General features: G+C 56.2%; 13 protein-coding genes. 1 reads left to right on the top strand and 12 read right to left on the bottom strand.

Annotated elements, in window-relative coordinates; translation table 11 throughout:
• The first annotated feature begins 70 nt into the window (after positions 1 to 70).
• Positions 71 to 1,087, top strand: coding sequence for a lipoate--protein ligase (lplA, locus tag ACU4F7_RS03180; RefSeq protein WP_029591283.1), 1,017 nt, complete (start codon positions 71 to 73; stop codon positions 1,085 to 1,087).
• A 172-nt stretch (positions 1,088 to 1,259) separates the two neighbouring features.
• Here lplA and deoD read toward each other — a convergent pair whose 3' ends face one another.
• From deoD to ACU4F7_RS03120, 12 genes are all read right to left on the bottom strand, one after another.
• Positions 1,260 to 1,979, bottom strand: a complete 720-nt coding sequence (gene deoD / locus ACU4F7_RS03175) for a purine-nucleoside phosphorylase (protein WP_024553362.1) — start codon at positions 1,977 to 1,979, stop codon at positions 1,260 to 1,262.
• Between the two features lie 58 nt (positions 1,980 to 2,037).
• Entirely contained in the window at positions 2,038 to 3,261 is a 1,224-nt protein-coding gene (gene deoB, locus ACU4F7_RS03170; protein WP_029591284.1) for a phosphopentomutase, read from the bottom strand.
• A gap of 52 nt (positions 3,262 to 3,313) precedes the next feature.
• Positions 3,314 to 4,636 carry a thymidine phosphorylase gene (deoA, locus tag ACU4F7_RS03165; RefSeq protein WP_481638021.1) on the bottom strand — a complete coding sequence of 441 codons (1,323 nt, stop codon included), beginning with the start codon at positions 4,634 to 4,636 and terminating at the stop codon, positions 3,314 to 3,316.
• Positions 4,637 to 4,691: 55 nt separating this feature from the next.
• Complete coding sequence (gene deoC / locus ACU4F7_RS03160; protein WP_481638020.1) at positions 4,692 to 5,471, bottom strand: deoxyribose-phosphate aldolase; 780 nt, start codon at positions 5,469 to 5,471, stop codon at positions 4,692 to 4,694.
• Positions 5,472 to 5,901: 430 nt separating this feature from the next.
• Entirely contained in the window at positions 5,902 to 6,684 is a 783-nt protein-coding gene (locus ACU4F7_RS03155) for a TatD family hydrolase (RefSeq protein WP_481638687.1), read from the bottom strand.
• On the bottom strand, positions 6,681 to 7,748 hold the full coding sequence (locus tag ACU4F7_RS03150) for a patatin-like phospholipase family protein (protein ID WP_481638019.1): 1,068 nt from the start codon (positions 7,746 to 7,748) through the stop codon (positions 6,681 to 6,683). Before ACU4F7_RS03150 ends, ACU4F7_RS03155 begins: the two co-directional genes overlap by 4 nt.
• A 110-nt stretch (positions 7,749 to 7,858) precedes the next feature.
• Positions 7,859 to 8,020, bottom strand: a complete 162-nt coding sequence (locus ACU4F7_RS03145) for a DUF1328 domain-containing protein (RefSeq protein ID WP_002437547.1) — start codon at positions 8,018 to 8,020, stop codon at positions 7,859 to 7,861.
• Between the two features lie 127 nt (positions 8,021 to 8,147).
• Positions 8,148 to 8,762 (bottom strand): molecular chaperone OsmY, encoded by a 615-nt coding sequence (osmY, locus tag ACU4F7_RS03140; RefSeq protein WP_029591289.1) that lies wholly within the window; start codon positions 8,760 to 8,762, stop codon positions 8,148 to 8,150.
• Between the two features lie 428 nt (positions 8,763 to 9,190).
• Complete coding sequence (prfC, locus tag ACU4F7_RS03135; RefSeq protein ID WP_481638018.1) at positions 9,191 to 10,780, bottom strand: peptide chain release factor 3; 1,590 nt, start codon at positions 10,778 to 10,780, stop codon at positions 9,191 to 9,193.
• 94 nt (positions 10,781 to 10,874) lie between these two features.
• The gene (gene yjjG / locus ACU4F7_RS03130) at positions 10,875 to 11,552 is read right to left on the bottom strand and encodes a pyrimidine 5'-nucleotidase (RefSeq protein WP_029591291.1); all 678 of its coding nucleotides are present in this window, start codon (positions 11,550 to 11,552) and stop codon (positions 10,875 to 10,877) included.
• A 21-nt stretch (positions 11,553 to 11,573) separates the two neighbouring features.
• Entirely contained in the window at positions 11,574 to 12,017 is a 444-nt protein-coding gene (gene rimI / locus ACU4F7_RS03125) for a ribosomal protein S18-alanine N-acetyltransferase (protein WP_029591292.1), read from the bottom strand.
• Complete coding sequence (locus tag ACU4F7_RS03120; RefSeq protein WP_029591293.1) at positions 11,986 to 12,396, bottom strand: DNA polymerase III subunit psi; 411 nt, start codon at positions 12,394 to 12,396, stop codon at positions 11,986 to 11,988. Before ACU4F7_RS03120 ends, rimI begins: the two co-directional genes overlap by 32 nt.
• Positions 12,397 to 12,491: the final 95 nt, after the last annotated feature.

The raw sequence follows: 12,491 nt of genomic DNA, 5'->3' as shown, positions 1-12,491 counted from the left end.
CCTTTTTCGCACCGCCCGCGCCGCGCGGGCGTGATAATCTTGCTTTTCATCTTCACGAATGGATATCGCTATGTCTTCTTTGCGTCTGCTGATTTCAGATTCTCACGACCCCTGGTTCAACCTGGCGGTGGAGGAGTGCATTTTCCGCCAGATGCCTGCGACTCAGCGGGTGCTGTTTCTGTGGCGCAATGCCGATACGGTGGTTATCGGGCGCGCCCAGAACCCCTGGAAAGAGTGCAACACCCGACGGATGGAAGAAGATAACGTGCGCCTGGCGCGACGCAGCAGCGGCGGCGGCGCGGTCTTCCACGACCTCGGCAACACCTGCTTCACCTTCATGGCGGGCAAGCCGGAATATGACAAAAGCGTCTCCACGGCGATTGTGATTAACGCGCTGGCGGCGCTTGGCATTCCGGCGAGCGCTTCGGGGCGTAACGATCTGGTGGTGGCGACGGCGCAAGGCGACCGCAAAATCTCCGGCTCCGCCTACCGGGAGACGATGGATCGCGGTTTCCATCACGGCACGCTGCTGCTGAACGCCGACTTAAGCCGTCTCGCCAACTACCTGAATCCGGATAAGAAAAAACTGCAGGCTAAAGGCATCACCTCGGTGCGCGGTCGCGTGGCGAACCTCAACGATCTCTCTCCCGGCATCACCCATGCGCAGGTTTGCGAGGCGGTAACGCAGGCATTTTTTGACTACTACGGCGAGCAGGTGGAGGCAGAAGTTATCTCGCCGGACGCCGCGCCGGATTTGCCCGGCTTCACGGAAACTTTTGCTCGCCAGAGCAGTTGGGAGTGGAATTTCGGTCAGGCGCCCGCCTTTACCCATCTGCTTGACGAGCGGTTTACCTGGGGCGGCGTGGAGCTGCATTTCGATGTCGAAAAAGGCCACATCACCCGCACGCAGGTGTTTACCGACAGCCTTAACCCCGCGCCGCTGGAGGCGCTGGCCAACCGTCTGCAGGGCTGTGTTTATCGGGCAGAAGCGCTTAAGCAGGAGTGCGAAACGCTGATTGGCGATTTCCCGGCGCAGGAAGCGGAGCTGCGCCAGGTCGCAGAGTGGATTGCGCAGGTGGTGCGTTAGGTTTTACCCCTCCTCCTTAAAAGGGCGAAAGAGCAAACCGCTGACAAGTGCGTTACCCTGCAAGGCAACAAGCCACGCTTTTACCTCCAGGAGCAGGTAAGCGGTGCGCCAGTCGTTATCACGCGCCCACAAAAAAGGGCGCCGCAGCGCCCTTTTCACGTCAAATACACGCTTACTCTTTATCGCCCAGCAGTACGGATTCCAGCGCGATGTGGATCATGTCGTTGAACGTCGTCTGACGCTCTGCCGCCGTAGTCTGCTCATGGGTACGAATATGGTCGGAAACGGTGCAGATAGTCAGCGCTTTTGCGCCGAACTCCGCCGCCACGCCATAAATGCCCGCCGCTTCCATCTCTACGCCGAGGATGCCGTATTTTTCCATGACGTCGAACATGGACGGGTCCGGCGTGTAGAACAGGTCTGCGGAGAAGATATTGCCGACGCGCGCTTCCACGCCCAGCGCTTTCGCCGCGTCCACCGCGTTGCGCACCATGCCGAAATCCGCAATCGCGGCGAAGTCATGGTCTTTGAAACGCAGACGGTTAACTTTGGAGTCGGTGCAGGCGCCCATGCCGATAACGACATCGCGCAGCTTCACATCCGCACGCACCGCGCCGCAGGAACCGACGCGGATGATTTTTTTCACGCCGAAATCGGTTATCAGCTCTTTGGTGTAGATGGAGCAGGACGGAATGCCCATGCCATGGCCCATCACAGAGATTTTGCGGCCCTTGTAGGTGCCGGTGAAGCCCAGCATGCCGCGCACGTTGTTCACTTCACGCACGTCTTCAAGGAAGGTTTCTGCAATGTGCTTAGCGCGCAGCGGGTCGCCCGGCATCAGCACAACGTCAGCGAAATCGCCCATCTCTGCATTAATGTGTGGGGTAGCCATTTTTATTTTCCTTAACGTTTAAAACAAAAAGCAGGGCGGAATAATCCGCCCCGTAAAATCAGAACATCGCCTTGCCATATTCCATATCAGAGAGGCCAAAGTATTTGGCGACGGTCTGACCGATATCGGCGAAGGTTTCACGGTGGCCGAGCGAGCCCGGTTTCACTTTCGGGCCGTAGATCAGTACCGGAATGTGTTCGCGGGTGTGATCGGTGCCTTTCCAGGTCGGGTCGCAGCCGTGGTCGGCGGTAAAGATGATAATGTCATCTTCGCCAACCAGTTCCAGCAGCTCCGGCAGACGGCGGTCGAACAGCTCAAGGCCGCCCGCATAACCCGCCACGTCGCGACGGTGGCCCCAGGAGGAGTCAAAGTCCACAAAGTTGGTAAAGACGATGGTATTGTCGCCAGCGTCTTTCATCTCTTTGATGGTGGCGTCAAACAATGCGTCGAGGCCGGTGGCTTTCACCTTTTTGGTGATGCCCATATTGGCGTAAATGTCCGCAATTTTACCCACGGAAACCACCTGGCCGCCCTTCTCGTCCACCAGTTTTTTCAGCACGACAGGTGACGGCGGTTCAACCGCCAGGTCGTGGCGGTTGCCGGTGCGCTGGAAGTTACCCGCTTTGTCGCCGACAAACGGACGCGCGATGACGCGGCCAATGTTATAGCCGCCTTCGGTCAGCTCTTCACGGGCGATTTCGCACAGCTTATAGAGCCTGTCGAGGCCAAAGGTCTCTTCATGGCAGGCAATCTGGAAAACCGAGTCGGCGGAGGTGTAGAAAATCGGCTTGCCGGTTTTCATATGTTCTTCGCCCAGCTCATCCAGAATCACAGTGCCGGAGGAGTGGCAGTTGCCGAGATAACCTGGCAGATCCGCACGCTCAACCAGTTTGTCGAGCAGCTCCTGCGGGAAACTGTTTTTCTCGTCGGTGAAATAGCCCCAGTCGAACAGCACCGGCACACCGGCGATTTCCCAGTGGCCTGACGGGGTGTCTTTACCGGAAGAGAGTTCATGCGCCCAGGCGTAGGCGCCGGTGATTTCCGCTTCGCCATCCATACCTGCGGGGATAAAACCGGTCGCGCCTTCATGCGCTTTCGCCAGACCCAGTCTGGTCAGATTCGGCAGATAAAGCGGGCCCTGGCGGCCGTTATCCGCCTCGCCCTTCGCGCAGGCCTCGGCGATATGGCCGAGGGTATCGGAACCCGCGTCGCCAAAGCGTTCCGCGTCTTCCGTTGCGCCAATTCCGAAAGAGTCCAGCACCATAATAAATGCACGTTTCATATGTTCTCCGTACCTTTTGCGCTGTAAAAAAATGATCAGATCAGTATGCCACTTATTGGCTGATTCTGCGATAGACAACCGGCGAGCTTTCCGGTGCGGCATCGTTAATTTTGATTGCCGCTTTTACCGCTTCCGCCGCCTGTTTCCAGTTCGCTTCACTGCTGGCGTGAATGATAGCCAGTGGACGCTCGCCATCGACCTTCTCGCCAAGGCGCGCCATGTCGGTGAAGCCGACGCTGTAGTCAATGCGGTCTGAGGCCTGGCGACGACCGCCGCCCATGGAAACCACCGCCATACCGAGCGCGCGGGTGTCCATTTCGCTGACGAAACCGGCGCGATCGGCGTAAACCGCTTTGCTCAACATCGCGGTCGGCAGGTAGCGATCGTAATGTTCAATAAAATCGCCCGGCCCTTTCTGCGCCGCGACCATACGGCCGAAGATTTCCGCCGCGCTGCCGTTATCCAGCGCCGCCTGAAGCTTGCCGCGCGCATCGGCTTCGTCTTTCGCAAGCTGGCCGGAGATGAGCATCTCCACGCACAGCGCCATGGTCACTTCATACAGACGGGGATTGCGGTACTCGCCGGTCAGGAAGCGCACCGCTTCACGCACTTCCACCGCATTACCGGCGCTGGAAGCCAGCACCTGGTTCATGTCGGTGAGCAGCGCCGTGGTGCGCACGCCCGCGCCGTTGGCGACACCGACAATCGCTTCCGCCAGCTCTTTTGAAAGCTCCCAGGTCGGCATAAACGCCCCGCTGCCGACCTTCACATCCATGACCAGCGCGTCCAGCCCCTCAGCGAGCTTTTTCGCAAGGATAGAGCCAGTAATAAGCGGAATAGAATCGACCGTGGCGGTAATGTCGCGGGTGGCGTAAAAGCGCTTGTCGGCAGGCGCCAGCGAGTTGGTCTGGCCGATAATCGCCACGCCGACCTCTTTAATAATCTGACGAAAGCGGTTGTCATCCGGGAAAATATCGAAGCCAGGAATGGCTTCCAGCTTGTCGAGCGTGCCGCCGGTATGGCCAAGGCCGCGCCCGGAAATCATGGGAATGTAGCCGCCGCAGGCCGCCACCATCGGACCGAGCATCAGCGAAGTGACATCGCCCACGCCGCCAGTCGAGTGTTTATCGACAATCGGGCCATTCAGGTTGAGGCTCTTCCACTCCAGCACGGTTCCTGAGTCTCGCATCGCCATGGTCAGCGATACGCGTTCAGGCATCGTCATATCGTGAAAGAAAATGGTCATCGCCAGCGCGGCGATTTGCCCTTCGGAAACCGTGTTATCGCGAATGCCGTTGATAAAAAAGCGAATCTCTTCATCGCTCAGCGGCTGGCCATCGCGTTTTTTTCGAATAATTTCTTGTGCGAGAAACAAGGTAACCCCCTGACGTCATCAGGTTAAAAACGGCGGTGACCCGCCGCAGAAGAGATTAGTACTGGCTGGCGCTTTTGCCGTCGCCGTGGCCGAGCGCTTTCAGCAGGCTTGCCAGCAGGCTGGAAGCGCCGAAACGGTAGTGACGGGCATCGGCCCAGTCAGCGCCGAAAAGCGCATCCGCCACCGCCAGGTATTTAGCCGCGTCTTCCGCCGTGCGCACGCCGCCCGCCGGTTTGAAACCTACGCTTTCCTGAACGCCCATATCGCGGATCGTTTCCAGCATAATGCGGGCGCTTTCCGGCGTGGCGTTAACCGGCACTTTACCGGTAGAGGTTTTAATGAAGTCGGCGCCCGCTTTGATAGCGATTTCTGACGCTTTGCGGATTAACGCTTCTTCCTTCAGCTCGCCAGTTTCGATGATCACTTTCAACAGCACCTTAGCCGCCGCGCACGCGTCCTTACAGGCTTTAACCAGGTCAAAACCCACCTGCTCATTACCGGCGATAAGCGCGCGATACGGGAACACGACGTCCACTTCATCCGCGCCATACGCGATGGCCGCACGGGTTTCCGCCAGCGCTATCTCAATGTCGTCGTTGCCGTGCGGGAAGTTAGTCACGGTCGCGATACGAATATCCGGCGTCCCCTGCGCTTTCAGGGTTTTACGAGCAATGGGAATAAAGCGCGGATAAATGCAGATGGCGGCGGTGTTGCCAACCGGGGTTTTCGCCTGATGACAAAGCGCAATCACCTTTTCGTCGGTGTCGTCGTCATTCAGGGTAGTGAGATCCATCAGTTGCAGCGCACGCAGGCTGCTTTTGGTCAAATCAGTCATAAAAATCTCCAACAAAAAAATGTATCTCAGAGGAGAAACTCAACACGTTGGAGCGGGCTTGATTCCATGAAGAGGCGTGGCGCTAACCGCCAACACGTTAAGATCCTTCTCACCGCCGTTCACCACAGGGGATGTTAGAATTTTAACATCACCACTGAAAATGATTTTGTGTTGCGTTTCACAATTTGAAAAGCATGGATTGCATTCGTACAACCATTATATGTGATAAACATAACACTATGACAGCCTGAACACGGGCCATGTGTTAAAAATAGCCTGCTCGCCTGCGTCGGGTTGAGTGGACGGCAAATGTTATAATAATAACAAATGCATCAGCAGCGAGCGGTTTGTCGCCGTTAGAGTGAAGCGTAGCAAACCCGCGTTACGCGCAGGCGAACAACCTTCACAGGAGAGAAGAAAAACCCGGATTTCAGGCGGGAAAATCGAATAATTGCAGAGTATTTTGCAAAATGGTGTCGGCAATCAGTTCAGGCGGCTCAGGGCGCAGCTCACAAAGAACGTCAAACACGCCGTTTACTCGTTCCGGACGATTCGGCTGCCCCTGAAACCCGTTGAGCGGCATATCAGGCGCGTCGGTTTCCAGAAGCAGCGCTGAAAGCGGCAATTGCGCAATGACGTTGCGTGTTTTACTGGCGCGGGGATAGGTGATAGTGCCGCCCACGCCAATCCGATAGCCCATTTCAACAAAACGCTGCGCCTGTTGCAGGCTGCCTGCGAAACCGTGCACCACCCCTTTACGCGGCAGGTCGTGCCGCTTCAGATGCATCGCCAGCTTATCGTGAGTGCGGCGGGAGTGAAGAATAACCGGCAGTTCATACCGTTTAGCCAGCTGCAACTGCGCGTCGAGTATCGCTTCCTGGCGCTCAAACAGCGGGTTCTCCATATAGAGATCGAGGCCAATCTCGCCTATCGCCACCATTTTCTGCGGCCGGTTTTGCAAGTGGTGTTCGAGCAACGCCAGCGCCGCGTCGTTATGTTTGTAAATCACGATGGGATGCAGACCGAGCGCGGCATGAATGCCTTTATGCTCCTCAGCAAGCGACAGCACAGTGGCGAAACGCTCGGCTTCAATAGCGGGTAAGATTATTTTCTCCACGCCTGCCTGCGCCGCCTGCTCAAGGCTTCTCGCCTCGTCGCCGGGAAAAGGCGCAAAATCAAAATGGCAATGGGTGTCGATAAAGCGCCGCATCAGGCCAGATCCTCGTTATCAAAAGCCGCATCGTTAGCCTCCGGCGCAAAAAGCGGCGTCGTAGCGACCACGTCGTTGGCAACGGTAGCTGGCGGCACCACGAGCGTAGGCGGCGTCGCCATCCGATGACGATGCAGCGGCGGCTTCGAGGTCAGAAGCTTACCGACTGTCGCCAGGAAGTAACGCCCGCACAGACGGCCAGTTTTATAATCCGCCATCAGCGCCGGCAAACGGCTGCCAAGCGCCATGCTCATCAGCGGTTTAGGCGGGTATATTTCAAAAATACGCAGCTTGCCGGGGGGCTTTTCAATAAATTCCTGAATGGCGCGATAGCTGGTTTCATGGTGCTGCACCAGGTTTAATAGCGGCTGCAGGCTGCTGTCGGTGAGCCAGCGCTCCATGCGTTTAAACCACTGCGGGGTGTAATACATTTGCGAAGGCACAGTGCGGATAACCACCAGGGTGGTTGCCCCTCTGCGCGCCGCTTCCTGCACCGGAATAGCGTCGCTAATGCCACCATCCTGGTAGCTTACGCCATCCAGCATTACGCCTGTGCGATAAAAGCCCGGTATGGCGCTGGAAGCGCGAATAATATCAAGCCATGTCTGGTTTTGCGGCGCAAAGTAGCCGGGCGAATAGTCGTCGCTTCGACAAGCGCACATGTAAAATTCTTTACCCGCGTCGAACAAACGCGCCGCGCTGTCCATCGCCAACGGCATTTTGCTTGAGGTCGCCTCCACAAGCCAGTCGAGGTCGATAAGGTTGCCGCCCCGTACAAAACGAACGGGGTCAAAAAATTCGCGGGTTGTGGTGTAGCGTGTAATGACGCGCCGGGCATAGCCAGGCTGGTTACAGACATAAGCAGAGAGATTTTGGGCGCCGGCGGAAGTGCCGTAGAAAGCGTCGAAGGGGTTAAATTCAGCGCGCATGAACTCATCCAGCACACCGGCTGTGAAGATCCCGCGCTGACCGCCGCCCTCGCATACGATAGCCAGCTTGCCGGGACGAAACGGCTTTAACGCCAGCGGCGCAATGTTGCCGAGCGTTACCGGAATACGTTGTCCCACCCTGCCACCTGCTTTTTATCGCGCCCTTAAAGGCGCTTATTTTGCTCCCAAAGCGTGAAAGCCAGTCATAAAGACTGGCCTTCCCGTCTGCCTGTTACAGTTTTATCACACTATGGACGACGACGGCCCATGAAAAGACTGACCAGGAACAGAATAATACCCACAACGAAGACGATCTTCGCAGCGCCTGCTGCCGTACCCGCCAGGCCACCAAAGCCCAGAGCGGCGGCGATTAATGCGATAACCAGAAAAATAATGCCCCAACGAAACATAAGACTCTCCTTTACCATAGTTAAACTTTACCGCTTCTTAGTGAGCGTCTGACCCACTGACGGTGTTTTCTTGGTGGTCATACTTACCTTCTCTCCCGGCCACATCCGGGAGAGTGGGTCTGGGGTGTTACGACTTCACTTTCAGATCGTTTTTGACGCTTTTCACGCCATCAACGGCTTTAGCGATGCTTTCGGCCCGGTCAGACTGTTTCTGAGAATCCACGGTACCGGAGAGCTGAACGACGCCGTCAGTGGTTTCCACTTTAATCTTACGAGACGGCACAATGTCATCAGCCAGAAGTTTAGCTTTGATTTCGCTGGTAGTCGCTGCATCACCTGCGTAACCTTTCACCGACTGGTCTTTACCATCGCGAACATGCAGTTTGTCGCTGACGGACTGTACGCCTTCAACGCCTTTCGCGATTTTGACCGCCTGTTCAGCCTGCGCCTGGCTTTCTACGAAGCCGCTCAGGGTGACCACGCTTTTCTCGGTTTTCACGGAGATATCGGTGCTCTTGATGTTTTCATCGTCCACCAGTGCCGCTTTTACTTTCGCGGTGATGGCGCTGTCATCCATGAAATTACCGACTTTATTCATAGAGCTATCGATTTTTTGCCCTGCGGTATCGGCAGCGGATTTTGTTTTGTCCGTAACGGAGCTTTCAGCGTGAACCGCAGAAGTCGCCATTACAGAACCCAACACAACGGCCAGCAGAGTTTTCGAAATCTTAGTCTTGTTCATCGATTCATTCCTGTAGTTTGCTCAGAATTTGAGCCTTAAGCCATAACGACACTGGCTTTTCCTAAACAGCAGGGCTTGTGGCCTTGCTCAAGGTTGCTCAGACAGTGAAGCGTTCTGTCAACAGCCTCATGCTATTGCAGTAACTCTCGCCACACCGGCTTAAGTCAGTTATTAATATCAAACAAGTGATAGATTCACGGTTTAAACACTGCCAAACACGCATTGAATGGTTGTTTAAACCAGCGACCTTGTCATCACAGTGTTAAATATAGATCACTCTCTTAAAAACGCCTGGTGGCGAAGGCGAAAAAACGGCAAAACGGCAAAGAAAGCAGGAATTTAAGAAATTTCCGCAAGGGGAAAAACAGAGGGATAAAGCGCGGAAAAAAGAGGCGGGGCGCGGCTTGCGGCGCGCCCCGTAAGAAAAATTAATGCTCGCGTGTTTTACGGAAAACAACGTCAGGATAACGCTCCTGAGTAAGGTTCAGGTTGACCATGGTCGGCGCGATGTAAGTCAGGTTATCGCCGCCGTCCAGCGCCAGCTGCACTTCGTTTTTACGCTTGAACTCTTCAAACTTCTTCACGTCCGCGCATTCAACCCAGCGGGCGGTCGCCACGTTTACCGATTCGTAAATCGCTTCAACGTTGTACTCGCTCTTCAGGCGCGCCACGACCACATCAAACTGCAGCACGCCTACTGCGCCGACAATCAGATCGTTGTTGGCGACCGGGCGGAAAACCTGCACCGCACCCTCTTCCGAAAGCTGCACCAGGCCTTTTAGCAACTGTTTCTGCTTGAGCGGATCTTTCAGGCGGATACGGCGGAACAGTTCCGGCGCGAAGTTCGGAATGCCGGTGAACTTCATCATCTCGCCCTGGGTAAAGGTATCGCCAATCTGAATGGTGCCGTGGTTGTGCAGACCGATGATGTCGCCCGGGTAAGCCTCTTCAACATGAGAGCGGTCGCCCGCCATAAAGGTCAGCGCGTCAGAGATAACCACATCTTTGCCGATACGCACCTGGCGCAGCTTCATTCCTTTCTCATATTTTCCGGATACCACGCGCATGAAGGCCACGCGGTCACGGTGTTTCGGGTCCATGTTGGCCTGGATCTTAAAGACGAAGCCGGAGAACTTTTCCTCTTTCGCTTCAACTTCACGGGTGTCGGTTTTACGCGGCATCGGCGCAGGCGCCCATTCCACGAGGCCGTCCAGCATATGGTCAACGCCGAAGTTACCAAGCGCGGTGCCGAAAAAGACCGGCGTGATTTCGCCGCTCAGGAACAGCTCCTGGTCGAATTCGTGCGAAGCGCCTTTCACCAGCTCAAGCTCGTCACGAAGCTGCTGAGCGAGATCGTCGCCTACGGCTTTATCAAGATCCGGGTTATCAAGGCCTTTAACGATGCGCACTTCCTGAATGGTGTGGCCCTGCCCTGTCTGATAAAGGTAGGTTTCATCTTTATAAAGGTGATAAACGCCCTTAAAGAGCTTGCCGCAGCCAATCGGCCAGGTGATCGGCGCGCAGGCGATTTTCAGCTCGCTCTCCACTTCATCGAGCAACTCCATCGGGTCGCGGATGTCGCGGTCGAGTTTGTTCATAAAGGTCAGAATCGGCGTATCGCGCAGGCGGGTCACTTCCATCAGCTTGCGGGTGCGATCCTCTACCCCTTTCGCGGCGTCGATAACCATCAGGCAGCAGTCCACCGCCGTCAGGGTGCGGTAGGTATCTTCGGAGAAGTCTTCGTGGCCTGGGGTATCCAGCAGGTTTACGAGGCTCTCTTTATAGGGAAACTGCATCACGGAAGTGGTAATAGAAATGCCGCGCTGCTTTTCCATCTCCATCCAGTCTGATTTCGCATGCTGGCTGGAGCCGCGGCCTTTTACCGTACCGGCGGTCTGGATAGCCTGTCCGAACAGCAACACCTTTTCGGTGATGGTGGTTTTACCGGCGTCCGGGTGAGAGATGATGGCAAACGTGCGGCGTTTGGCCACCTCTTGCAAATAAGGAGACAACGTCATAGTCAAAATCTTCTGTGTAAGCGCGCGGCAAGACGCCCCGCGGCGTGTGAGTCGAAAAATGCGGCTATTGTACCCATCAGGGGCGGGCAGACAATTATTGTTTACACAGCAGTTGCTCCAGTTCGCTCAACGAAGTGACCTGATAAAGCGGGGCGATATCTTCCGGCAGCGTACGCCCGTGGTGGTTTAGCCAGCAGGTCGCTATCCCGGCGTTAATGCCGCCAAGAATATCCGACTCCGCCGTATCGCCCACCATCAACACGCGTTCGCGCGGCGGGTTGCCCATGCGCGCCAGCGCGTAATCAAACACGCGCGGGTCCGGCTTCGCCACCCCGACCTCTTCCGAAATCACGATGAGATCAAAATAGTCACGCAGCCCTGTGCGTTCAAGACGAATCTGCTGCAGCGCGGTAAAGCCGTTAGTAATGATGCCAAGCTTCGCCTTGCCTTTAAGGGAATCGAGCAGCGACACGGCGCCCGGCAGCGGCGCGCAAATCTCCGCCATCGCGTTGAGAAAAGCGCGGTTGAGGTCGCTTGCCGGCACGTTAAGACGCTCGGCCCAGCTTTCAAAACGCTGATGTTGAAGCTGCAAAGCCGTGATGGTGCCGTTCTGGTAATCGACCCAGAGCGGCTTATTGATGGCCTGGTAGTCCTGATAATCCTCGGCGGTGAAGGTCACGCTATAGTCGAGAAACATCCGCTGTAAGCCGCCGAAAGCGTCAAAGGTAAACAGCGTTTCGTCAGCATCAAAGAGTATCCAGTCCCACTTCATTACATCACCTTTTCTTTGTTATCAGCCCAGCGGCAGGGCCATGATTATCGCGTCTTCGCGCCCCTCTTTGGTGGGGTAGTAATTACGGCGGATAGTCGCCTCGTTAAAGCCCAGGCTTTCATAAAGCGCAATGGCGGCCACGTTAGAGGCCCGCACTTCAAGCCAGAGCGTGAGCACGCCGCGGGTTTCCAGCTCGCTGATTAAATGTTCGAGCAGCTGACGGCCAAGCCCGCGCCGCTGATAAGCGGGGTCGACCGCGATATTAAACAGGGTTGCTTCGTCGAGCACGACCTGGGTAATGGCGAAAGCCGCCATCTCGCCCGCCATATCCAGGCGGTAATTGAGGTAGCGCTCGCCCTGATTGCTCGCGAAAGTTTTCTCGCTCCAGGGAAAGGCGTGGCTTCGCGTCTCAATGGCGTAAGCCGCCGCGAGATCAGTCGGCTGCAGGAAAGAAATCGTCATCATTTTCGCAAATTTGTTGCCACAAAGCGGCGCGAGCGGCGCTGCTGCGCCGAAGCCCTTCCAGCCCCGGCGAGACCAGCTTCGCGCCCGGCAGCGCAAGGGGATCCGTCACGCCAAGACACCAGCTGTTGCAATGGCCGTCGTGCAGCATCGCCACCCGATCCGGCGTAAGCTGCATTACCTCATCGGGACGCAACTTCAACGTACGCAGCACATCCTGAATAATCGGCTCGCTCAGCGCAGGAAGTTCTTCCGCCACCATGACCAGACGGACATGAGCAGGCAGCGCGATAGCAATTTCGCCCAGCAGCGCGGCGGGGCGACGTAATACCCACTGGGTGATGCCCAGCTGTTGTAAACGCCAGTCTCGTCGGGATGTCATAGCGGTGCCTGAGTGAATGCCGGAGGGGCGCAAATATAGCAAATCCGTCGAACATGCGCCAACAAACCACTATAATCGCCCCTCAAGTTTCCAAA

It is taken from the genome of Franconibacter pulveris (assembly GCF_056780215.1).
This window is presented reverse-complemented; position numbering and strand designations above follow the sequence as displayed.

Coding starts and splice junctions, on each gene's coding strand:
- lplA (WP_029591283.1), top strand. CDS start 71: ATGTCTTCTTTGCGTCTGCTGATTTCAGATTCTCACGACCCCTGGTTC.
- deoD (WP_024553362.1), bottom strand. CDS start 1,979: ATGGCTACCCCACACATTAATGCAGAGATGGGCGATTTCGCTGACGTT.
- deoB (WP_029591284.1), bottom strand. CDS start 3,261: ATGAAACGTGCATTTATTATGGTGCTGGACTCTTTCGGAATTGGCGCA.
- deoC (WP_481638020.1), bottom strand. CDS start 5,471: ATGACTGATTTGACCAAAAGCAGCCTGCGTGCGCTGCAACTGATGGAT.
- ACU4F7_RS03145 (WP_002437547.1), bottom strand. CDS start 8,020: ATGTTTCGTTGGGGCATTATTTTTCTGGTTATCGCATTAATCGCCGCC.
- osmY (WP_029591289.1), bottom strand. CDS start 8,762: ATGAACAAGACTAAGATTTCGAAAACTCTGCTGGCCGTTGTGTTGGGT.
- prfC (WP_481638018.1), bottom strand. CDS start 10,780: ATGACGTTGTCTCCTTATTTGCAAGAGGTGGCCAAACGCCGCACGTTT.
- yjjG (WP_029591291.1), bottom strand. CDS start 11,552: ATGAAGTGGGACTGGATACTCTTTGATGCTGACGAAACGCTGTTTACC.
- rimI (WP_029591292.1), bottom strand. CDS start 12,017: ATGATGACGATTTCTTTCCTGCAGCCGACTGATCTCGCGGCGGCTTAC.
- ACU4F7_RS03120 (WP_029591293.1), bottom strand. CDS start 12,396: ATGACATCCCGACGAGACTGGCGTTTACAACAGCTGGGCATCACCCAG.